Source organism: Pseudomonas sp. NPDC087804, from assembly GCF_044742965.1.
Classification (GTDB): Bacteria; Pseudomonadota; Gammaproteobacteria; order Pseudomonadales; family Pseudomonadaceae; genus Aquipseudomonas; species Aquipseudomonas rustica.
Genome location: NZ_JBIUVN010000011.1, coordinates 68,261 through 88,647 on the forward strand (window position 1 = coordinate 68,261; position 20,387 = coordinate 88,647).

21 protein-coding genes and 1 pseudogene are annotated in these 20,387 nt (G+C 58.8%); 12 read left to right on the top strand and 10 right to left on the bottom strand.

Going from position 1 to position 20,387, the window contains the following annotated elements; genetic code table 11:
* Positions 1-90 precede the first annotated feature (90 nt).
* Positions 91-1,509 carry an MFS transporter gene (locus ACIOMO_RS16210; RefSeq protein ID WP_401242001.1) on the bottom strand — a complete coding sequence of 473 codons (1,419 nt, stop codon included), beginning with the start codon at positions 1,507-1,509 and terminating at the stop codon, positions 91-93.
* Positions 1,510-1,634: 125 nt separating this feature from the next.
* Positions 1,635-2,075 (bottom strand): PACE efflux transporter, encoded by a 441-nt coding sequence (locus ACIOMO_RS16215; protein ID WP_053122973.1) that lies wholly within the window; start codon positions 2,073-2,075, stop codon positions 1,635-1,637.
* A 121-nt stretch (positions 2,076-2,196) separates the two neighbouring features.
* Here ACIOMO_RS16215 and ACIOMO_RS16220 point away from each other — a divergent pair, with 121 nt between their 5' ends.
* The gene (locus ACIOMO_RS16220) at positions 2,197-3,069 is read left to right on the top strand and encodes a LysR family transcriptional regulator (protein WP_282357922.1); all 873 of its coding nucleotides are present in this window, start codon (positions 2,197-2,199) and stop codon (positions 3,067-3,069) included.
* Positions 3,070-3,190: 121 nt separating this feature from the next.
* On the opposite strand, the gene ACIOMO_RS16225 is transcribed toward ACIOMO_RS16220, so the two are convergent.
* On the bottom strand, positions 3,191-4,222 hold the full coding sequence (locus tag ACIOMO_RS16225; protein WP_401242004.1) for a LacI family DNA-binding transcriptional regulator: 1,032 nt from the start codon (positions 4,220-4,222) through the stop codon (positions 3,191-3,193).
* Positions 4,223-4,271: 49 nt separating this feature from the next.
* Between ACIOMO_RS16225 and ACIOMO_RS16230 the strand changes: the two are divergent.
* Together ACIOMO_RS16230 and ACIOMO_RS16235 are read left to right on the top strand one after the other, a co-directional pair.
* Positions 4,272-4,760, top strand: a pseudogene (locus ACIOMO_RS16230) (gluconokinase); the annotation flags it as partial.
* Between the two features lie 82 nt (positions 4,761-4,842).
* On the top strand, positions 4,843-6,198 hold the full coding sequence (locus ACIOMO_RS16235) for a GntP family permease (protein WP_159812783.1): 1,356 nt from the start codon (positions 4,843-4,845) through the stop codon (positions 6,196-6,198).
* 164 nt (positions 6,199-6,362) lie between these two features.
* Here the strand turns inward: ACIOMO_RS16235 and alaC are convergent, their stop codons facing one another.
* The gene (gene alaC, locus ACIOMO_RS16240) at positions 6,363-7,580 is read right to left on the bottom strand and encodes an alanine transaminase (RefSeq protein WP_159812781.1); all 1,218 of its coding nucleotides are present in this window, start codon (positions 7,578-7,580) and stop codon (positions 6,363-6,365) included.
* 138 nt (positions 7,581-7,718) lie between these two features.
* Between alaC and ACIOMO_RS16245 the strand changes: the two genes are divergently transcribed.
* From ACIOMO_RS16245 to ACIOMO_RS16255, 3 genes are all read left to right on the top strand, one after another.
* Positions 7,719-8,381: a LysE family translocator gene (locus ACIOMO_RS16245; protein ID WP_212543864.1), complete on the top strand. Its 663-nt coding sequence runs from the start codon at positions 7,719-7,721 to the stop codon at positions 8,379-8,381.
* A gap of 67 nt (positions 8,382-8,448) precedes the next feature.
* The gene (locus ACIOMO_RS16250; protein ID WP_053122959.1) at positions 8,449-8,943 is read left to right on the top strand and encodes a GyrI-like domain-containing protein; all 495 of its coding nucleotides are present in this window, start codon (positions 8,449-8,451) and stop codon (positions 8,941-8,943) included.
* A gap of 120 nt (positions 8,944-9,063) precedes the next feature.
* Positions 9,064-9,552 (top strand): GNAT family N-acetyltransferase, encoded by a 489-nt coding sequence (locus ACIOMO_RS16255; protein WP_053122958.1) that lies wholly within the window; start codon positions 9,064-9,066, stop codon positions 9,550-9,552.
* Between the two features lie 193 nt (positions 9,553-9,745).
* On the opposite strand, the gene ACIOMO_RS16260 is transcribed toward ACIOMO_RS16255, so the two are convergent.
* Positions 9,746-10,231, bottom strand: a complete 486-nt coding sequence (locus ACIOMO_RS16260) for an N-acetyltransferase (RefSeq protein WP_159812775.1) — start codon at positions 10,229-10,231, stop codon at positions 9,746-9,748.
* A gap of 141 nt (positions 10,232-10,372) precedes the next feature.
* Here ACIOMO_RS16260 and ACIOMO_RS16265 point away from each other — a divergent pair, with 141 nt between their 5' ends.
* The 3 genes from ACIOMO_RS16265 to ACIOMO_RS16275 are packed head-to-tail and all read left to right on the top strand — an operon-like array spanning position 10,373 to position 12,417.
* On the top strand, positions 10,373-10,798 hold the full coding sequence (locus tag ACIOMO_RS16265; RefSeq protein ID WP_401242009.1) for a YybH family protein: 426 nt from the start codon (positions 10,373-10,375) through the stop codon (positions 10,796-10,798).
* Between the two features lie 40 nt (positions 10,799-10,838).
* Entirely contained in the window at positions 10,839-11,183 is a 345-nt protein-coding gene (locus tag ACIOMO_RS16270; protein WP_053122952.1) for a YciI family protein, read from the top strand.
* Complete coding sequence (locus tag ACIOMO_RS16275; protein ID WP_401242011.1) at positions 11,176-12,417, top strand: RNA polymerase sigma factor; 1,242 nt, start codon at positions 11,176-11,178, stop codon at positions 12,415-12,417. Before ACIOMO_RS16270 ends, ACIOMO_RS16275 begins: the two co-directional genes overlap by 8 nt.
* Positions 12,418-12,612: 195 nt before the next feature.
* Here the strand turns inward: ACIOMO_RS16275 and ACIOMO_RS16280 are convergent, their stop codons facing one another.
* The gene (locus ACIOMO_RS16280) at positions 12,613-13,467 is read right to left on the bottom strand and encodes a LysR family transcriptional regulator (protein ID WP_053122944.1); all 855 of its coding nucleotides are present in this window, start codon (positions 13,465-13,467) and stop codon (positions 12,613-12,615) included.
* A gap of 89 nt (positions 13,468-13,556) precedes the next feature.
* Between ACIOMO_RS16280 and ACIOMO_RS16285 the strand changes: the two genes are divergently transcribed.
* Positions 13,557-13,994 (top strand): multidrug/biocide efflux PACE transporter, encoded by a 438-nt coding sequence (locus tag ACIOMO_RS16285; protein ID WP_401242014.1) that lies wholly within the window; start codon positions 13,557-13,559, stop codon positions 13,992-13,994.
* A 117-nt stretch (positions 13,995-14,111) separates the two neighbouring features.
* Here ACIOMO_RS16285 and ACIOMO_RS16290 read toward each other — a convergent pair whose 3' ends face one another.
* A complete protein-coding gene (locus tag ACIOMO_RS16290) occupies positions 14,112-14,870 on the bottom strand; it encodes an SDR family NAD(P)-dependent oxidoreductase (RefSeq protein WP_401242017.1) in 759 nt (252 codons plus the stop codon).
* 121 nt (positions 14,871-14,991) lie between these two features.
* On the opposite strand from ACIOMO_RS16290, the gene ACIOMO_RS16295 reads away from it, so the two are divergent.
* A complete protein-coding gene (locus ACIOMO_RS16295) occupies positions 14,992-15,888 on the top strand; it encodes a LysR family transcriptional regulator (protein ID WP_401242020.1) in 897 nt (298 codons plus the stop codon).
* A gap of 143 nt (positions 15,889-16,031) precedes the next feature.
* On the opposite strand, the gene ACIOMO_RS16300 is transcribed toward ACIOMO_RS16295, so the two are convergent.
* Both ACIOMO_RS16300 and ACIOMO_RS16305 read right to left on the bottom strand, forming a co-directional pair.
* Entirely contained in the window at positions 16,032-17,645 is a 1,614-nt protein-coding gene (locus ACIOMO_RS16300) for an inorganic phosphate transporter (protein ID WP_212543853.1), read from the bottom strand.
* Between the two features lie 374 nt (positions 17,646-18,019).
* Positions 18,020-19,042 carry a transporter gene (locus tag ACIOMO_RS16305; protein ID WP_401242023.1) on the bottom strand — a complete coding sequence of 341 codons (1,023 nt, stop codon included), beginning with the start codon at positions 19,040-19,042 and terminating at the stop codon, positions 18,020-18,022.
* 207 nt (positions 19,043-19,249) lie between these two features.
* On the opposite strand from ACIOMO_RS16305, the gene ACIOMO_RS16310 reads away from it, so the two are divergent.
* Positions 19,250-19,696: a hypothetical protein gene (locus tag ACIOMO_RS16310; protein WP_401242026.1), complete on the top strand. Its 447-nt coding sequence runs from the start codon at positions 19,250-19,252 to the stop codon at positions 19,694-19,696.
* Between the two features lie 257 nt (positions 19,697-19,953).
* Here the strand turns inward: ACIOMO_RS16310 and ACIOMO_RS16315 are convergent, their stop codons facing one another.
* A complete protein-coding gene (locus ACIOMO_RS16315; RefSeq protein WP_159812753.1) occupies positions 19,954-20,259 on the bottom strand; it encodes a PepSY domain-containing protein in 306 nt (101 codons plus the stop codon).
* Positions 20,260-20,387 lie beyond the last annotated feature (128 nt).

A 20,387-nucleotide genomic window follows, 5' to 3' on the forward strand; every position in this document is an offset into this window, starting at 1 on the left:
GGCACGCTGCGATCTTTTGATGTTGATCCTATAAATTCAGATCAAAAGATGAGGATCAAAAGATCGCAGCGTGCCGCAGCTCCTACAGGATCAGGCAATGTTTTCCAGCGCCAGATTACGCGTGCGCGGGCCGAAGTAGCCGATGGTCAGCATCACGATCAACATGCTGCTGGCAATGAACGTCAACACGCCCGGCGTGCCAAAACTGTCGAGAAAAAAGCCGATCAGCAGGCTGCTGAACACCGTCGACAAACGACTGAAGGAATAGCAGAACCCTACCGCGCGGGCGCGAATATTGGTCGGGAACAATTCGCTCTGGTACGAGTGATAACTGAAGCTCAGCCAGGCGTTGCAGAAGGTGATCATCACCCCGCAAAAGATCAGCCCGAAGGCACTGGTCTGCAGCGCGAACAACGTACCGAAGGTCATCGCACCGAGGGCCGAGCCGACGATCTGCCATTTGTTCTCGAAACGGTTGGCGAACTTGACGAACAGCAGCGGCCCGAGCGGGTAGGCGAGGGTGATGATGAACGCGTACATCAAACTGTGGGTGACGCTCACGCCCTGGCCGGACAGCAGCGCCGGCAACCAATTGCCAAAACCGAAAAAACCGATCGCTTGAAAGACGTGGAAGACGATCAGCATCAAGGCGCGGCGGCGATACGGTGGTTGCCAGATGTCGGCGAAACGACCCTTGCCTTCAACATCGACCGACACTGTTTCCGGCGTATCCAAGGGCTGGCCATGATCCTTCTCGCAGCGTGCCTCGATGTTATCGAGAATCCGGTTGGCTTCGTCGAATCGACCGTGCTGCGCCAACCACCGCGGCGACTCCGGCAGACGCTTGCGCAACCACCAGATAAACAGCGCAAATACCGCGCTGGCCAACACCACCCAACGCCAGCCGGACACACCGAACGGCGCTTGCGGCACCAGCCACCACGACATCAACGCCACCGCCGGCACCGAGAGAAATTGCACGAAAAACGCGAAAGCGAACGCTGAGCTGCGCATGCGTTTGGGCACCAGTTCCGAGAGGTAGGCGTCGATGGTCACCAACTCGATGCCCAAACCGATGCCGACCAGAAAGCGCATGCAGATGATGCCCAGCGCCGAACTCTGAATACCCATCAACACCGTCGCCACGGTGTACCAGACCAGCGCGAAAGTGAAGATTGCGCGGCGACCGAAGCGATCCGCCAGCGGGCTGAGCAGGCTGGCGCCGAGGAACAGGCCGAGAAACGTCGCCGAAGCGAACGCCGCTTGATCGGAGAAACCGAACACGCCCTGATTGCCGGTGGCGAAGATGCCGTCGCGGATCAGTCCGGGGCTGATGTAGGCGGTCTGGAATAAATCGTAGAGTTCGAAAAAACCACCGATCGACAGCAGCGCCACCAATCGCCAGATCGTCGCGACAGCGGGGAGACGGTCGATACGGGCGGAAACTTCGGCAGCGCGGATCGGATCGATGCCGTCGCTTTGCGCGGCGGCGGGGGCGTGTGCAGTCATGGGCAGATCCATTTTTTATTGATGGAAAAGCTTAGCCTGCTATCGGAAACCACGGATTGTGAAGATCAGCGATTTGCCCCGGGAAACCGCTGATTTCTTGCAATATCTGCTTACGAATTAACGATTTATGCCGCAGCCGCCGAATCCGGCAGTGCCGAGGCCGGCAAACCGAAAATCCGGTCGAACAGCCAGTTGAACGCGAACGTGTAGCACGGGATGAAAATGATCAGCGCCAGATCCAGCAGAAAGGCCTGCACCAGGCTGATGTTCATCCACCAGGCAATCAACGGAATCAGGAACACGATCAAGGTCAACTGAAAACCGATGGCGTGGGCGATGCGGCGTTTCACCGTGCGCGTGCGCGACACCTGACGGCTTTCCCAGCGCTCGAACAGCGAGGTGTAAATGAAGTTCCAGGTCACGGCGATGGTGGTGATGATCACCGCCAGTGGCCCGGTGCTGCCCGGGGATGTGCCGGACAGCAGCGCTAGACCGAGGGCGGAGAAGGTCATGCCGATCACTTCGTAGAGCGACACGTAGACCAGTTTGCGTTTGACGCCTTGCATGGGAATTGCCTCTTTCTTGCCGTTTGTTGGCCAGCGGGACTGGCGAAGGCGACGAAAGATAGCTTCAATAGGGCTGACAGAAAAAGTCAGTAGCTTTCAGTTTTGGTGATAGGTAGATGAAGTGAATTTCAACAGCGACAGCATCGAGTTGTTTCTCGCGGTGATTGAGCGCGGCTCGTTTTCGGCGGCGGCTCGGGCATTGGGTCGGGTGCCATCGGCGGTGAGCATGAGTATTGGCAACCTTGAGGCCGAACTCGGTTATCTGCTGTTTGACCGCAGTCATCGCGAGCCACAACCCACGGCGATGGCGTTGTCGTTGGTGCCACACGCGCGGTTGATTGCCGAGCAACTCAAGCAACTGCAAGTGCACGCGGTGGAGTTGTCGTTGGGGCTGGAGAGCAAGTTGTCGATTGGCGTGGTTGCGGACATTGATCGGCGGCGTTTGCTGGCGGCGATCAAGGTGATTGCTGAGCGTCATCCGCTGCTCGACATCGAAGTGCTGACCGCGCCGCAGGATGACGTGCTGGCGATGCTGCACAGTGGTCGTGTCAGTGTGTGCCTGGCGTTCGCCGGGTTGAGCATGAACGTGCTGGAGCGTTTTCAGTTCGTCGGCAGCGAACGGATGATCGCCACGCTGGCGGCGGACAGCCCGTTGTTGCGGGGGCAGGATTTGTTTCTGGAAGATCTGGTGCATGTGCGGCAGATCATCGTCGCCAGTCGCGACTTGCCGATCAGCGAGACGCGGCCGTTGGTGGCGGAGTCGTACTGGCGCACCGACAGTCTTGAGACGGCGATGGAGATGGTTGAGGCGGGATTGGGCTGGGGCAATTTTCCGTTGTCGGTGGTGCAATCGCGACTGGACAACGGCCGGCTGAAACGCCTGAATTTTCGCAACATCGAAAACGGTCTGGTGATGCCGGTGCACGCGGTGTGGCTCAAGAGCCAGCCGCTACAGAAAGGCGCACTGGCCCTCGTTGACCTGTTGAGTGGTTGATCGTTCCCACGCTCCGCGTGGGAACGCAGCCCGGGACGCTCTGCGTCCCTTCACCGCCGAACGCGGAGCATCCGTTGAGGCATTCCCACACAGAGCGTGGGAATGATCGGATTGCGAAGCGTCAGGTACTTTCGCGAATCTTCAGTTCGAAGCCCATGTCTTCTACTGGACGCGCAACGTTGTTACCCGCCATCAACGTCAACATCTGCTCCGCAGCGCGCCGGCCGATCGCCTCGCGCGGGGTGTTGATGCTGCTCAAACGCGGCACCATGTGTTCGGACATCGGCAAGTCGTTGAAACCGAGAATCGCCACCTGCTCGGGAATCTTGATGCCGTTGCGCAGCGCTTCTAATAAAGCACCCTGCGCCAAATCGTCGTTACCAAAAAAGATCGCATCAACGTCCGGATGCGCCGCGAGCAACTGCAAAAACAATTCCCCACCCAAGCCCACCGACGAAGCGCGCGGCGTCAGCACTTCCAGATCCGGGTCGTAACGCCCGGCCTTCTGCAGTGCTTTGCGGAAACCCTCACCGCGCAACAACGTACGTTGATCGAGTTGCGCGCCGATGTACGCCAGACGCTTGCGCCCACGAGAGAGCAAATGCTCAGCCGCCGTCTCCCCGGCACTCAACTGCGAAAACCCGACGCAATTCACCCCGGCAGCGCTGTCCAGTTCCATCATGTACACGCAGGGAATGTTGCTCGCCTCGATCATCCGCCGCGAACTTTCCGTGCGATCAAACCCGGTCAGCAGAAACCCGCGCGGCTGGTACGCCATGTAATTGCGCAGCAGGTTTTCTTCTTCATCGCGGGAATAGTGGAAGTTGCCGATCAGCACTTCGAAGCCCTTGGGCGTGAGCACCCGATGAATGGCTTCCAGCGTGTCGATAAACAAAAGGTTGGACAACGATGGCACCAAAACCACCACCGAATGGCTCTGCGCCGATGCCAGAGCGCGGGCGGCAGGGTTGACCACGTAGTTGAGTTCGAGGGCGGCTTTGCGGACTTTTTCTACCAGTTCGGTGGCCACGGTGCTGACCCCACGCAAGGCGCGGGAGGCGGTAATCGGACTGACACCGGCCAGGCGGGCAACTTCATTCAGGGTGGGACGGCCGGTGGTGCGGGTATTTTTATCGTTTTTAGGGGTGGTCATCGACGGCTTGCCAAACAAAAATCAAGGCACTAAGGTAGCGCTGTCCTGATGCAGCTGTAAATGCGTAAGCGAGGTCCTGTGCCAATTGAGCGGCGCCACTGCCATTGAAGGCGATACTTTCCATCCGGCCGCGAACATCGAAAAGATGAGCGCGGGGATCCCCCTGAACGACGACGACCGCGCCGGCTGGCTCGACAGCCTGTGCGTCGAACTACGTCGCGTCGATGCATCGGGCAAACGCCCGGTGCTGACCTGCTCGGCCCTCAAACACAGTTATCGCGAAGTGTTGCGCAGCGCCTTGCCGGGCCTGGGCTTCGTGTTTCTTGAGTTGACCCCTGAAGTCGCCGCTGAACGTGTGTCCCACCGTCCGGGCCACTTCATGCCGGCCACGTTGATCGAAAGCCAGTTCGCCACCCTCGAATCGCCAGTAGGCGAGCCGTTGACCCTGGCGCTGAATGCTTCGATCCACAACGTTGAAGAACTGGCGTCGCAGGCTCACGTCTGGTGGCAGGCCCACGGTCTGAAACAGGCGGTATGAGTGTGTTGAAAGAGATAGCGCTGTCCTCACGATTTCTGTTTAACCCGCTTTAATAACAACAACAATCCAGGAGACACCCCCAATGTTTGGCATGTCCCACGACGCGTTTCTGCTGCTTGATGCAGTGGTCACCGTGATCGGACTGATTGTCCTGATCACCAAGTTCAAGCTGCACCCGTTTATTTCCCTGACCATCGCTGCCGCGTTCCTCGGTCTGACCTCCGGCATGCCGATCGGCACCATCATCAAAGCGTTCCAGGACGGCTTCGGTGGCGTGCTCGGTTTCGTCGGCATCATCCTCGCGCTGGGCACCATGCTCGGCAAAATGATGGCTGAATCGGGCGGGGCAGATCAGATTGCCCAGACCCTGATTCGTGCGTTCGGCAAGGACAAAGTCCAGTGGGCGATGATGTTCGCCGCGTTTCTGGTCGGCATCCCGCTGTTCTTCGAAATCGGTTTTGTTCTGCTGATTCCACTGGTGTTCATCGTGGCGCGCCGCACTGGCGTGTCGATTATCAAGATCGGTATCCCGCTGCTTGCCGGTCTGTCCGCCGTGCACGGTCTGGTGCCACCGCACCCGGGCCCGTTGCTGGCCATCGGCGTGTTCGGCGCGGACATCGGCAAGACCATTCTTTATGGTCTGATCGTGGCGCTGCCAACCGCGATCATTGCCGGTCCGATCTTCGGTACCTTCATCGCCAAGCACATTCCGGGTCACCCGAATCAGGAACTGGTCGATCAACTGGCCCGCGAAAACGATGACTCGGCGAGCCTGCCGAGCTTCGGTATCACCCTGGTTACCGTGCTGCTGCCGGTTTTCCTGATGTTGCTGAAAACCTTCGCAGACGTCGCGCTACCGGACGGTCACTTCTTCCGCACCTGGATGGACATGATCGGTCACCCGATCTCCGCACTGCTGCTGGCGTTGCTGCTGTCGCTGTACACCTTCGGTCACAAACAAGGCATCGGCTCGCAACAGATGCTCAAGTGGCTGGACGCGAGCCTGGCGCCAACCGCCGCGATCATTCTGATCATCGGTGCGGGCGGTGGCTTCAAGCAGATGCTGGTGACCAGCGGCGTGGGCGACGTGATCGGCCACATGGCGGTCAGCGCACAGATCTCGCCGATCCTGCTGGCATGGCTGGTGGCGGCGGTGATCCGTATCGCGACTGGTTCGGCAACTGTGGCGACCATCACTGGCGCGGGCATTGTGGTGCCGGTGGTGGGGATGATTCCGGGCGTTAACCGTGAGTTGCTGGTACTCGCGACTGGCGCCGGTTCGTTGATCCTGTCGCACGTGAACGACGCCGGTTTCTGGCTGGTGAAGCAGTACTTCAACATGACCGTGGCCGAAACGTTCAAGACCTGGACGGCGATGGAAACCATCCTCTCGGTGGTTGCGTTGGGCTTTATCCTGCTGCTGTCGCTGTTCGTGTAAACAGCTTCTTGCAGACACAAAAAAACCGCAGCGATGCGGTTTTTTTGTGGGTGATCGTTCCCACGCTCTGCGTGGGAATGCCTCAATGGACGCTCTGCGTCCGCTTTGGGACGCGGAGCGTCCCGGGCTGTATTCCCACGCGGAGCGTGGGAACGATCAGTGCGTCAGGCAGAGGTTTTCGGGGCCAGGCCATCGGCACGGAACATCCCGCGAATGCCGCGCACAGCCTGGCGAATGCGATCCTGGTTTTCGATCAGCGCAAAGCGCACGTGATCGTCGCCATACTCACCAAATCCCACCCCCGGCGAGACGCAAACCTTCGCTTCAGCCAGCAGTTTCTTGGCGAATTCCAGCGAACCCAGATGCGCATACGCCTCAGGAATTTTCGCCCAGACATACATCGATGCCTTCGGATTCTCGACCATCCAGCCCAATTCATGCAGCCCTTTCACCAACACATTACGACGCTGACGATACTGCTCGGCGATGTCGCGCACACACTGCTGATCACCTTCCAGCGCCGCGATCGCCGCGACTTGCAGCGGGGTGAAGGTGCCGTAGTCGTGGTAGCTCTTGATCCGCGCCAAGGCGTTAACCAGTTCTGGATTGCCGACCATGAAACCAATGCGCCAGCCCGCCATGTTGTAGCTCTTGGACAGGGTGAAAAACTCCACCGCGATGTCCTTGGCGCCCGGTACTTGCATGATCGACGGGGCTTTCCAGCCGTCGTAGACGATGTCGGCGTAGGCCAGATCGTGAATCACCAGCACGTCGTATTGCTTGGCGAGGGCGATCACCCGCTCGAAGAAATCCAGTTCCACGCACTGCGCAGTCGGGTTCGACGGGAAGCCGAGGATCATCATTTTCGGTTTCGGAATCGAGCCGCGAATCGCCCGTTCCAGCTCATCGAAGAAATCCACACCGGGCACCAGCGGCACCGAACGCACTTGGGCACCGGCAATCACCGCACCGTAAATGTGAATCGGGTAGCTCGGGTTCGGCACCAGTACGGTGTCGCCCTGATCGAGGGTCGCCAGCATCAAATGCGCCAGGCCTTCCTTAGAACCGATGGTGACAATGGCTTCGCTTTCCGGGTCGATATCGACTTCGTAGCGTTGCTTGTACCAGTTGGAAATCGCCCGGCGCAGGCGCGGAATGCCTTTGGACGTCGAGTAACCGTGGGTGTCTTCGCGTTGGGCGACTTGTACGAGTTTTTCGACAATGTGCGGCGGCGTGGCCCCGTCGGGGTTGCCCATGCTCAAGTCGATGATGTCTTCACCACGACGACGCGCGGCCATCTTCAGCTCGGCGGTGATGTTGAAAACGTAAGGGGGGAGTCGATCTATGCGCGCAAAGCGGCGCGGCGAACCTTGTTCGGCCATTGTTGCCTCGGATAACGTAAGCGCCCGGAACCGTCCGAGCGACGCTGGTCACTGCGGTGACCTGTGGCGGAAGATAAGGTCAGTGATGGCATACTGTCCAGCCCGTTTGTTAACAAATTTTTCCAAGGAAAATGGTTGATGGAATTCACCAGCGGCTTCTTGCTGAGCCTTTCGCTGTGCCTGGATATCGGCGTGGCCAACATCGCAATGATCACATTGGCGATGCAGCGCGGTTACTTTCAAGGCTTCGCGCTGGGCCTTGGCACCTGCGTCGGCGACTTGATTTATGCGGTGCTGGCGCTGGCCGGGATGACCGTTCTGCTGCAATACGAAAGCGTGCGCTGGGTGCTGTGGATCGGCGGTTCGGCGCTGCTGATCTACTTTGCGGCGAAGATGATTTACTCGGCGATCCATCACGAAGCGCTGCTGGCCGAGACGGCGGAGGTGGGGCAGAACTCCCATCGCAAGGAATTCTTTCGTGGGATTTTTCTCGCCATGTCGTCGCCGAGCGCGATTCTTTGGTTCGCTGCGGTGGGCGGCACGCTGATCGCCCGCTCCGGTGGCGGTGGCCCGGTGAGTTCGGCGCTGTTCCTCGGTGGTTTCCTCTGCGCCGGGCTGCTCTGGTCGGCCGGTCTGTGCTTTGCTGCCAGCCACGGTGGCAAGCTGCTGGGCGACAAGCTGTTGCGCTATTCCTACATGGCATCTGCAGCGATCTTCTGCTATTTCGCAGTCTACGTGATCGTATCCGGCTACAACGAATTCGTCGGTTCCGGTGCCGTCGAGCAGTTGCATTCGCTGTAACCGTGCGAAACGGGTTTGGCTTTCTATACTCCCAGCCGAACCCCTTTTTTGTGCCAGGAGTCGAGTCATGGATGAGCAAACACGCGTCGAAGTGGCTGAACCTCGCTTCGAACATGGACACTTCCTGCTGATTGCAGGATTTGGCGATCGATTTACCCAAGACACCGCCAAGGACATCCCGGCGCTGTGGGAGAAATTCCTGCCGCACCTGGGACGAATTCCCGGGCAAAAAGGCGAAGTGACCTACGGCGTGTGCTGCAATTTCGACGGCAAGGGCGGCTTCGATTACATCGCCGGCGTGGAAATCACCAAGCTCGACGAACTGCCGCAGGACGTCTATCGCTGGGTCGAAGTGCTGCCCCGTCAATACGCGGTGTTCGAACACAAAGGCCCGCTCGATCAGTTGCCGCAAACCCTGCAATACATCTACAAAACCTGGTTGCCGACCTCTCACTACGTCGAGCTGAATGCGCCGGAACTGGAGCGTTACAGCGCCGATTTCAACCCGCGCCTGCACACTGGCAAACTGGAAATCTGTGTGCCGGTCGATACCAAGGCTTGAGCCACAGCCGATGAGGCGGATCACTGATCCGCCTCAGGCGTTTGCGCCGTGTGCGGATCGATATGCCCCCGCGATTCCTTTATGCTTTCAGCACTTTCTTCTGCTGATTTCCGAGCCGCCATGAACACCGTCATCCGCAACGTCACCGCCGCCGACCTGGATCGCTGCTACGCCATCGAAACCGTTGCCTACGAAGGCGACGAAGCCGCCACCCGCGAGAAAATCGCCACGCGCATCGCCACCTGGCCGGAAGGCTTTGTCGTGGCGGAAGTGGATGGCGTGGTGGCGGGTTTCGTCAATTCGGGCGCGGCGTTTGATGTGCAGATGTCGGATGAGGCGTTCAAAGAGTTGATCGGCCATGACCCGAAAGGGCCGAACGTGGTGATCATGTCGGTGGTGGTGCACCCGGATTATCAGGGGCAAGGGTTGGCGAAGCGCTTGATGGCTGAGTTTATCGAGCGTATGCGCGGGATGGACAAGGCGACGATTCATTTGATGTGCAAGGAAAAGCATATTCCGCTGTACGCCGGGTTTGGCTTTGCCTACATCAAACCGTCGGAGTCGGATCACGGCGGGATGGCGTGGCACGAGATGATCCTGACCCTCTAAAGCCAACCCGATCTCCACTGTAGGAGCTGCCGAAGGCTGCGATCTTTTGATCTTGCTGTTAAGAAGATCAAGATCAAAAGATCGCAGCCTTCGGCAGCTCCTACAATGGTTTGAGTTGTGTCAGTAAGGGGGTCGGTTATCCGTTTTGATGCATCAAGGTCGTAGGTTTCGGCATCATGCATCCCTCGATGTCTCAGAAAACCAGGCCCATGCGCCGTTCGTAACCGATCCGGCCCTTGTACGCTTCGCCGCTGTCGACATATCCGTGCTTGGCGTACAGCGCAATCGCCGCGTCATTATCCGCGTCCACCGACAACTCCAGCCCTTTGATCTCCGGCCAAGCCTGACGCGCAACCTCGGGCAGCGCTTGCAGACACGCTTTGCCATAACCCTTGCCCTGCGCGCGGCGATCTACCTGCAACGCATGCAAGGTGGCGCTGTGTTCATCAGCCCAGGCCGGCAACACGGGCGGGCGCTTGAGCAGCAGAAACGCCACCGGCACTTCATCCGCCAGCAAGGCAAAACCCTTCACGCCGGGGCCGGGTTTCGACAACAAGGTGTGCAACGCACCGTGAATATCGCCGGAGAACTTGATCTGCTCGGCATGGATTTCAATCGCCTCGACTTGTTGACGCTGCAAAGCATTCAGGCTGTCGTACGGCACGAGTTGGGCTGACACGGGAATTTCCTTTTTCCTACAAAGATAAGCCTCGGATTCTAGCGATTTTGCCCTCAGTGGAATTTTTTTGTTTCGCCTGTCGATCTGCCGATCCACCAAGCGACTAAGGGTGTCTTCACAACAAAAACCACGGAGAACACCATGAGCGCACAATCCGAAATCCAGACCCTGATCAACACCTACCGCGACGCCGTGATGAAAAAGGACGTAGAGAAAGTCATGGCGCTGTACGCCGACGACATCGTCTCGTTCGACGCGATCAAGGCCCTGCAATTCAAGGGCAAACCGGCGTACCGCGAACACTGGGTCGCGTGCATGGAAATGTGCCCCGGCCCGCACATTTTCGAATTCCATGAAATCGCCATCGAAAGCGCCGACAACATCGCCTTCGCGCACTGGGTGGCCAATTGCGGCGGCACCAATGAAAAAGGCGAAATTCAGAGCTGCTGGATGCGCGTCACCGCCTGCTATCGGCAGATCGGCGGGGCGTGGAAAATCGCCCATGAACACTGGTCGGCGCCATTCGATCCGATGAGCGGCGCGACCCTGTTCGATGTGCAACCTTGATCTTCAGCCATAGTTGATCCGTCCGCTTCAGGAGAACGCCATGAAGTATTTATGCCTGGTCTACAGCGATGAGCGCCTGCTGCATTCATCGCCCGACAGCCCGGAAGACGCCGAGTGCTGGGCCTACGCCGAGTCGATTCAGGGCAGCGGGCGAATGGTTGCCGCCGAGGCCTTGGAGTCAGTGCAGACCGCCACCACGGTGCGTATGCGCAACGGCAAAGTGTCGATCACCGATGGCCCGTTCGCGGAAACCAAGGAGCAACTGGCCGGTTTCTATTTGATCGACGCCAAGGATCTCAACGAAGCGATCCAGGTCGCCGGCAACATTCCGGCAGCGCGGGTCGGCAGCGTTGAAGTGCGCCCGGTGCGGCAGTTGAATGTCTGAGGTTCGGGCGCGGGTCGAGCAGGTCTATCGCGAAGACTCGCGGCGGATTCTGGCGACGCTGATTCGCCTGCTGGGTGATTTCGACCTCGCCGAAGAAGCCTTGCACGAGGCGTTCTTCGTCGCCGTCGAACGCTGGCAGCGCGATGGCGTGCCGGACAATCCGCGCACCTGGCTGGTCTCGACCGGGCGCTTCAAGGCGATTGACGTATTGCGCCGCCGCGCCCGGTTCAAGGCCTCGCAGCCGATGTTGCTCGCGCAACTGGAAGAACTCGAACAGGCCGACTGGAGTGGCGAAGACGTGGAAGATGATCGTCTGCGGCTGATCTTCACCTGTTGTCACCCGGCGCTGGCGGCGGATGCGCAAGTGCCGCTGACCTTGCGTGAAGTCTGCGACCTGACCACCGAAGAAATCGCCCGCGCGTTTCTCTCGGCGCCGGCGGCGATTGCCCAACGCATCGTGCGGGCGAAAGCCAAGATCCGTGACGCGAAAATCCCCTATCAAGTGCCAAGCCTGAGCGAATTACCCGAGCGCCTCGACAGCGTGTTGCGGGTGATTTATCTGGTGTTCAACGAAGGCTATTCGGCGTCGGTCGGCACTGAACTGACCCGCGAAGATCTGACGCGTGAGGCGATCAGGTTGGGTCGGTTGTTGATGGAATTGTTGCCGGAGCCGGAAGTGATGGGGCTGCTGGCGATGATGCTGTTGCACGAATCACGACGCTCGGCGCGCACCTCGCCGAGTGGTGAACTGGTGCTGCTGGATGATCAGGATCGCGCGTTGTGGGATGCCGGGTTGATTGCTGAAGGTTGCGCGCTGGTGGAGCGCGCGCTGACCACACGGCGATTTGGGCCGTATTGTTTGCAGGCAGCGATTGCGGCGGTGCATGCCGAAGCGCCGACGGCGGCGCAGACGGATTGGGAGCAGATCGTTGGTTTGTATGACGTGCTGTTGCGGGCGGTGCCTTCGCCGGTGATCGAGTTGAATCGAGCGGTGGCGGTGGCGAAGCAGGATGGGGCGTTGGCGGGGTTGCAGTTGATTGAAGGAATTTTGGCGCGGGGCGAGTTGCAGGATTATCACTTGGCGCATTCGGCGCGGGCGGAGTTTTGTCGGCAGTTGGGGCGGGTGGAAGATGCGCGGGAGGCGTATTTGCGGGCGCTTGAATTGACGCGGCAGGAGCCGGAGCGGAGGTTTATTGAGGGGCGGCTTTTGGCGTTGAAATTGCCCTCACCCTAGCCCTCTCCCGGAGGGAGAGGGGACAGATTGGGGGATGCTGAAGAAGTACGCCGACCTGAAAAAACAACGGTGAATCCATAATCGACTCAAAATTTCAGGTCGATGTACGACGCAAGACACCGCGGTCGGCCCCCTCTCCCTCTGGGAGAGGGTTGGGGTGAGGGGCTTTTGACCTAGGCCTGATCGGCCGCGCAGCTATTCCAGCATCTTGTTAAGCAACCAGCTCCCCGCTGGCCCCGGCGGATACAGCCGCGACCACAGTGCATCGACAAACACCGGTTTAGGCCAGCCGCGCACCTTCAACTCCACCAGCAAATCATTGCCAAACCGCTGCGCCAGCCAACGCGGCAACGGCGCCCAGCCAAAACCCTTTTCGGCCATTTCCAGCAACATCAAATAACTCGGCGCCGACCACACCCGGCCTTTGCCACGACTGTCGTACGGATTAACGATGGTCGCCAGGCGCAGCTCGCGATGCAGTTCCAAGGTGTGCTGATCAATGTGATCAAGCGTCGCCAGCGGATGATCGCGATTCACGAACAAAGCGATTTCCGTGCGTTCGGCCACGGTCGAGGTCACCAGATCTGGCGGATAATTCTCCTGCATCTCCGCAAAGGCCAGATGCGCACGACCGCGTTGCACCAGTTCAATCAAGTCATCGCATTCAGCGATCAAACATTCCAGCTCCAGATCCGGATAACGCTGCTCAAACCCAACCAGCGCCGCTTCAAAACGATAGGACTGATACGTGTCGGAAATCGCCACGGTCAGTTTCGGCTCGACCCCCTGGGACAACTGCCGCGCGGTCATCTCCAGACGACTGGTCGCCGCCAGAATCGCCTCCGCTCGTTGCAACATCACATGCCCGGCGGGGGTGAGCGTCGGTTTTCGGCTGCTGCGATCGAACAGCACCAGATCCAGATCGATCTCAAGGCTGGCCACCGCCGCGCTGATGGTCGACTGACTGCGCCCGAGTTTGCGCGCCGCCGCCGAAAACGAACCTTGGGTCGCCGCTTGCACAAACGCCAACAGCACTTCTTGCGAGGCCATGAACTATCGCCTTGATCGATGGTTATTGGTTATGAAGTATCGGTGTGAGGATGAATCATGGCAACCATCTTCACTCAAGGAGTCAGGCAATGACTGCCCCTAAATCCATCACTGAACGTATTTTCCAGGCCGTTGGTTTCGAACTGCTGGCCATTCTGATCTGTACACCGCTGCTGGCGTGGCTGATGAAAAAACCGATGCTTGAAATGGGCGCGGTGACGGTGTTGATCGCGATGCTGGCGCTGGGCTGGAACGTAGTGTTCAACCGCTACTTCGACCGGGTACTGGCGCGGATGAATGTTGCGCATAACGCCTGGGTGCGTGTGGTGCATGCGCTGCTGTTCGAGGGTGGCTTGATCGTGATGGGCGTGCCGCTGATTGCGTGGTGGTTGTCGGTCAGTTTGTGGCAGGCGTTTTTGCTGGATATCGGTGTGCTGCTGTTCTTCCTGCCGTACACCTATGTTTATCACTGGGCGTACGACGTGCTGCGTGAACGCTTCATGACCCGTGGTGTTTGCCAAGGCTAACCCGATCCTCGTGTAGGAGCTGCCGAAGGCTGCGATCTTTTGATCTTGATTTAAAGGGCAAAATCAAAAGATCGCAGCCTTCGGCAGCTCCTACAGAGGTAGGTGTTTTCAGGGACGTTAGAGGAACATCCCGCCGGAGGCTTCAACCCGCTGCCCATTGATCCATTGCGCACCCGGCGACAGCAACAACGCCAGCGCCCCGCCAATATCATCCGGCTGACCGGCGCGTCCCAGCGCAGTGTTTTCCGCGACCATCGCATTCACCGCTGCATTATCGCGAACAGTCCCGCCACCAAAATCAGTTTCAATCGCGCCTGGCGCCAACGTGTTCACAGCAATCTGCCGCGCGCCCAGCTCTTTCGCCTGATAACGAGTCAGCACTTCAATCGCGCCTTTCATCGCCGCATAAGCACTGGCGCCCGGAATGGTGAAACGCGCGAGGCCGCTGGAGATATTGATGATGCGTCCGCCGTCGTTAATCAGCGGTAAGAGTTGCTGCGTCAGGAAGAACGGCCCCTTGAAATGCACGTTCATCAGCATGTCGAATTGCTCAACTGTGGTCTCGGCGAAACTCACGTGCAGACCGACCCCGGCGTTGTTGATCAGAAAATCAAAACGCTCACGTTCAAATTGTTCGCGCAGCGCTTGCTCAACCTTCGCGCCGAACCCGGCAAAGCTGTCACTGCGACCGACGTCCAGTTGCAGCATCACCGCTTTGGCGCCGAGTTTTTCCAGTTCGACGACCAGCGCCTGCGCTTCATCCACGCGGCTGTGGTAAGTGCCGATGATGTCGACACCTTGGGCCGCGAGGTGCAGGGCGGCGTTTTTGCCGAGGCCACGACTGGCGCCGGTGATCAATGCGATTTTGCGGTTCATGGGCTTTCCTCGATGCTGGTGAGTGGTGATGGGACTCAGTTTATTTGTCCGCCGATAGGTGATAAACAGACTGAAATCGGAATCACTGATCGGCTCAGCCGAACAATCTTCAGGTGCTTACATGAACAAACTGGAACTGCTGCGCACCTTCGTCCGGGTCAGCGAACTGTCGAGTTTCACCCTCGCCGGCGAGAGCCTCGGCCTGCCGCGCTCTACCGTGTCCGAACATGTGCAGGCACTCGAAACACTGGTCGGCACGCGCCTGTTGCAGCGCACCACGCGCAAAGTGCAGGCGACGCAGGACGGTTTGGTGCTGTACGAACGCAGCAAAGATCTGCTTTCGCACATGGACGAGATTGAAGGGTTGTTCCGCCAGGATGAGGCCTCGCTGACCGGGCGTATTCGTGTCGACATGCCGAACATTCTGTCGCGACGTCTGGTCATGCCGCTGTTGCCTGAGTTCATGGATCGTCACCCAAATCTGGAACTGGAAATCAGCAGCACCGACCGCCGCGTCGATCTGCTCAGCGAGGGTTTTGATTGTGTGGTGCGCATTGGCGCGCAGCCGGATCAATCGGTGGTGGCGCGGCATTTGGGCGATTTTTCGATGATCAACTGCGCGAGCCCGGCTTACCTTGAACGCTATGGTGTGCCGCAGACGCTGGAGGATCTGGCGCAGCATCGGCTGGTGCATTACGTCGGCGTATTGGGTTCGCGTTCGGAAGGGTTTGTGTACGAGGAGGGAGGTGAGGTTAAGCGTTTGCCGATGGCGGGCAGTGTGACGGTTAACAGCACGGATGCTTATGAGTCGGCGTGTCTGGGCGGGTTCGGTTTGACCCAAGTGCCGCGCTCGGGCATGAAACCGCATTTGGATAACGGCGAACTGCTGGCGGTGTTGCCGCAGTTCACGGCGCCGTCGATGGCGATTTCGTTGTTGTATGCCCGGCAGCGACATTTGCCGTTGCGCGTGCGGGTGTTTATGGATTGGCTCGGCGATGTGATCCGCTCAACCCTCTAACCCACACCTTGCACTCAAACCTCACTGGATCTCTATCTGAAACGGCTACCTGTAGGAGCTGCCGCAGGCTGCGATCTTTTGATCTTTAAAACAGGATCAAAAGATCGCAGCCTGCGGCAGCTCCTACAGGGAATTGTTGTGGGTCAGAAGATTTGGGTAAACAGCCAGTAGAGGCTGCCTGACAGCAGGATCGCCGCCGGCAACGTCAGCACCCACGCCATCAACAAATTGCGGATGGTCTTCATCTGCAATCCACCGCCGTTGGCAACCATCGTCCCCGCCACACCCGACGACAACACATGCGTCGTCGACACCGGCAAACCGAACATATCCGCCGCACCAATGGTCAGCATCGCCACGGTTTCCGCCGACGCACCCTGGGCATACGTCAGATGCGTCTTGCCGATTTTTTCACCCACCGTCACCACAATCCGCTTCCAGCCAACCATAGTGCCAAGCCCCAGTGCGATGGCCACGGCGATCTTCACCCACAGCGGAATAAACCGCGTGGCGTTGTCGATCTGTTGCTTGAACAGTTGCAGCTTGCTGCTAGTGTCAGCGTCGAAATTGCCGACCTTGTTCTTGTCCATCAGGCGAATACTTTCGCTGGCCAGGTACATGTCGTTACGCACGTTGCCCATGGCCTCGGCCGGGACTTTCGCCAGCGAACCGTAGCCCCGGACTTCTTCGCCGATGTGCCCGGTGAGGGCAGCGAGGGCGGGAATCAGTTGCGGCGTGGCTTCCTTGCTGCGCACGTAATCGGAAAGGATCGGACGCGGATCAGCCGGCGCCGGCTGCGGTGCACTTTTCACCAGCGCTTGCTGGGTGACTTGCGCCACAGCGGCGAACTGCAGCGATTGTTCTTCGGGCATGGTGCGGTTCAAGGCGTACGCCATTGGCAGCGTGCCGACCAGAATCAACATGATCAGGCCCATGCCTTTCTGGCCGTCGTTGGAGCCGTGAGCGAAGGACACGCCGGTGCACGTGGCGATCAGCAAACCGCGAATCCACCAGGGCGGCGGCGCGTTGCCTTCCGGTGCCTTGTACAGCGAACGATTCTTCACGAACGCCCGCAGCGCCAGCAGCAACAGCGCGGCACAACCGAAACCCACCAGCGGTGAGAGCAGCAGCGCGTAACCGATCTTGGTCGCCTGCGCCCAGTCGACACCGCTGGTGCCGTCGCGGCCATGCATCAAGGCATTGGCCACGCCGACGCCGATGATCGAACCGATCAGCGTGTGCGACGAAGAGGCCGGTAAACCCAGCCACCAAGTGCCGAGGTTCCACAGGATCGCGGCGATCAGCAGCGCGAAAATCATCGCGAAACCCGCCGACGAGCCGACCTGCAAAATCAACTCAACCGGCAGCAGAGCGATGATGCCGAACGCCACCGCGCCGCTCGAAAGCAGCACACCGAGAAAGTTGAAAAAACCCGACCAGACCACCGCGACATTCGGCGGTAGCGAGTGGGTATAAATCACCGTCGCGACGGCGTTGGCGGTGTCATGGAAACCGTTGACGAACTCGAAGCCCAGCGCAATCAACAGCGCAACGCCGAGCAGCAGAAACGGCGTCCACGTGGTGACGACCGTGCCGAGTTCGTGCATGTCGTGCATCAGGCTGTAGGCGGTGAACAGCATGCCCATCGCCAGCACGGCGAAAAAAATCACGTAGGTGAACGGGCTGGTTTTCTTGTCGAGGGCGGGCCTGCCGCTGGGGGCGGATGTGTGGCTGGCGGTCAGGGAGGGAGTAGCCATGAGCGGACAATCCTCAGCGAGGGAAGGAATGTCGCCCATGATCATTGCAGAATGTTACAGAGAGACTGCGGCAGATCAGTGTTTGGATGAATAGCGCAACCATTGATCTGAAGGGAAAGGAGGTCGCAGGAGCAATGATTTACCTGTGGTGAGGGGATTTATCCCCGATCGGCTGCGCAGCAGTCGTAAATCCGGCAGACGCGGTTCAACTGAAAAACCGGGGTGAATGGTTTTGGGGCTGCTTCGCAACCCATCGGGGATAAATCCCCTCGCCACAGGATCTTTGTCACCACAATGGATCTGTGTCACCAAGACAGCTCTCTGTCACCACAATGGGATCTCTGTCTCAACGATGGATCTGCGATGGACAAGGGTCAGTAATCACCCCTTTTACGAAACGCCCACCGCCCCGCAATCACGGTAAACGTCGCCACCAGCGCCACCAATATCCAGAACCCTTCCGGATCCTGCGACAGTGGCACGCCCCCCACATTCATCCCGAAAAAACCGGCAATGATGTTGATCGGCAGCGCCAGCACCGTCACCACGGTCAGGGTAAACAGCGTGCGGTTGCTCTGTTCGTTGAGGTTGGCGGCGATTTCTTCCTGGAGCAATTTGATCCGCTCACCCAACGCCATGAGGTCGTTGATGATCAGCGCAAACTCTTCAGTGGATTTGCGCAGCTCCTTGACGTCCTCCTTCTGCAACCACGGCGGCGGCCGATTGAGCAGACGCAGCAACGAACCCGGCTCCAGCGCCAACAGCCGTTGCAGCCGCACCAGCACCCGTCGATTGGCACCCAGTTCGGCACGGTTGGTCGATAGCTTTGAGGAGAGCAATTCATCCTCGACCTGATCCACACTCATACTGGTTTTGCGCACGATTTGCGTCAGCACCTCGCCCTGATCCCGCAGCAAATGCACGAGTAGTTCCGACGGTGAACGAAAGCGCTCGCCGGCCTTTACCGACGAACGCAATTTATCCACCGAGTGCAGCGGTTGCAGGCGCGCGCTGACGATCAATTTGCTGCGCACGCAGACCCACAATGTCGACACGTCCGACGACACCATGCTGCTGAGGTTGAACACCACATCGTTGACCACCGCCAGCAACGCCGAGTCGACATGCTCGATGCGCGTCGACCGCGAGCCTTCATGCAACGCTTCGAAAAACTCTTCCGGCAATTGCAGATGACTCTTCATCCAGCGCTCGCACGCCGCGTGCGCGAGATTGAGGTGCAGCCAGAGAAATTCGCCGCTGTCGCTGTCGTCCTGCAAACAGCGTAATGCCGTCGCCGAATCCACTTCGCGGCCACGTTCGCCGGGCAGAAAGCGAAAGCCGTAGAGCAGGCCAAACAGATCGGGATCGCGATGACTGATGTCGAGGCTGTGGTTCATGGAGGCTCGCTGCGGAGAGGGCGTCTGGCGTGGGGTTTACAGATTCACCTGCTCGGCATCTTCGCAATCGTGCGTGACGATTTTGTGACCGCTCGATGACGGGGTGACATGTACCGATTTCGATACCGTGTGGGTACACAGTCGATCTCAATTCATCGCGGCGCTGGTCGATGACCGCTTATCTATCACCGGTATTGGAGTATTTCCATGGTCAGCATCAGCTCTGTTTCGATCAATCAGACTGTCACTACGTCCACCAGTAAAACCACGATCAACGACGTTGGCGACGACACCACCACCACCGCGACGGCGACTGCGAGTGCGAGTGCATCCGGCGATGCGCCGAAAGCGGCGGGCGGCGCGGCACCGGCGGGGGATAGCAGTTCCAGCAGCAGTGAAGAATCGGATTCGGTGAAGGAGCTGCGCAAGCAGATTGCCGAGCTGCAAAAGCAATTGCAGCAACAGCAGCAGGCACTGCAAGCGGCGCAGGCGAAGCAGGAAAGCGCGGACGCGAAAGCGGCGGACGTAGCGGCAGCGCAGGCGCAGATCACCACGACGTCGGCTTCTTTGCAGACGGCTACGGCGTCGTTGTTGCAGGCGTTGCAGGATTCGGGGTCGAGTACGTCGGGGGCGTTGGTCAGTACTTCGGCGTGATGGCTTTTCCCCTCACCCTAACCCTCTCCCGGGGGGAGAGGGGACTGACCGAGGTGTTCTTTTAAGGTTCACCGACCTGAGATTTCGAGCCGTACTTTGACTTTGAAAAGCTCACGATTTGCTCCCTTTCCCCCTCGCCCCCTTGGGGGAGAGGGCTGGGGTGAGGGGGTAAAATCCCACCGTCGACAAATCTCTCAGACCAAACACAAAAAAGCCGCACGATCTTTCAATCGTGCGGCTTTCGCTAGTGCGCTGTATCAGTGGTCTTGCTTGTTGCTCAGCACTTTACCGGTAGTGGCGTCGAAGTCGACATCCCACTCAGTGCCATCGGCCAGGCGCAGTTCAACTTCATACTCATAACCATTGAAGTGGTTATCGAGATCGGTGTCAGTGATGGTCGCACCCGGGTGCAGTTTCAACGCTTCGGCGTTCATCGATTCCAGCGACTTGATCTTGCCTTCCTTCACCAACTGAGGGATCTGGTCGACGCGAACATCAGCTTGGGCCAGGCCAGCAGTCAGGGTCAGAGCAGCGGCAGTAAACAGGGCAGTCAAAGTTTTCATCGGTTCAATCCTTTAGTGGTGTGTCTAATTGGGTGAGCTGTTTAAGTGAGTTCAGGTTAACCAGCGCAACTTAACTCACCCTTAAAAACTTGCACCGCCAACAAACAGCTCTTATAGGAGCGCGCCTG

Coding starts and splice junctions, on each gene's coding strand:
- ACIOMO_RS16270 (WP_053122952.1), top strand. CDS start 10,839: ATGAAGTATTTATGCCTGGTCTACAGCGATGAGCGCCTGCTGCATTCA.
- ACIOMO_RS16275 (WP_401242011.1), top strand. CDS start 11,176: ATGTCTGAGGTTCGGGCGCGGGTCGAGCAGGTCTATCGCGAAGACTCG.
- alaC (WP_159812781.1), bottom strand. CDS start 7,580: ATGGCCGAACAAGGTTCGCCGCGCCGCTTTGCGCGCATAGATCGACTC.
- ACIOMO_RS16315 (WP_159812753.1), bottom strand. CDS start 20,259: ATGAAAACTTTGACTGCCCTGTTTACTGCCGCTGCTCTGACCCTGACT.
- ACIOMO_RS16245 (WP_212543864.1), top strand. CDS start 7,719: ATGGAATTCACCAGCGGCTTCTTGCTGAGCCTTTCGCTGTGCCTGGAT.
- ACIOMO_RS16305 (WP_401242023.1), bottom strand. CDS start 19,042: ATGAACCACAGCCTCGACATCAGTCATCGCGATCCCGATCTGTTTGGC.
- ACIOMO_RS16285 (WP_401242014.1), top strand. CDS start 13,557: ATGACTGCCCCTAAATCCATCACTGAACGTATTTTCCAGGCCGTTGGT.
- ACIOMO_RS16290 (WP_401242017.1), bottom strand. CDS start 14,870: ATGAACCGCAAAATCGCATTGATCACCGGCGCCAGTCGTGGCCTCGGC.
- ACIOMO_RS16210 (WP_401242001.1), bottom strand. CDS start 1,509: ATGACTGCACACGCCCCCGCCGCCGCGCAAAGCGACGGCATCGATCCG.
- ACIOMO_RS16265 (WP_401242009.1), top strand. CDS start 10,373: ATGAGCGCACAATCCGAAATCCAGACCCTGATCAACACCTACCGCGAC.
- ACIOMO_RS16300 (WP_212543853.1), bottom strand. CDS start 17,645: ATGGCTACTCCCTCCCTGACCGCCAGCCACACATCCGCCCCCAGCGGC.
- ACIOMO_RS16235 (WP_159812783.1), top strand. CDS start 4,843: ATGTTTGGCATGTCCCACGACGCGTTTCTGCTGCTTGATGCAGTGGTC.
- ACIOMO_RS16225 (WP_401242004.1), bottom strand. CDS start 4,222: ATGACCACCCCTAAAAACGATAAAAATACCCGCACCACCGGCCGTCCC.
- ACIOMO_RS16310 (WP_401242026.1), top strand. CDS start 19,250: ATGGTCAGCATCAGCTCTGTTTCGATCAATCAGACTGTCACTACGTCC.
- ACIOMO_RS16280 (WP_053122944.1), bottom strand. CDS start 13,467: ATGGCCTCGCAAGAAGTGCTGTTGGCGTTTGTGCAAGCGGCGACCCAA.
- ACIOMO_RS16295 (WP_401242020.1), top strand. CDS start 14,992: ATGAACAAACTGGAACTGCTGCGCACCTTCGTCCGGGTCAGCGAACTG.
- ACIOMO_RS16250 (WP_053122959.1), top strand. CDS start 8,449: ATGGATGAGCAAACACGCGTCGAAGTGGCTGAACCTCGCTTCGAACAT.
- ACIOMO_RS16215 (WP_053122973.1), bottom strand. CDS start 2,075: ATGCAAGGCGTCAAACGCAAACTGGTCTACGTGTCGCTCTACGAAGTG.
- ACIOMO_RS16255 (WP_053122958.1), top strand. CDS start 9,064: ATGAACACCGTCATCCGCAACGTCACCGCCGCCGACCTGGATCGCTGC.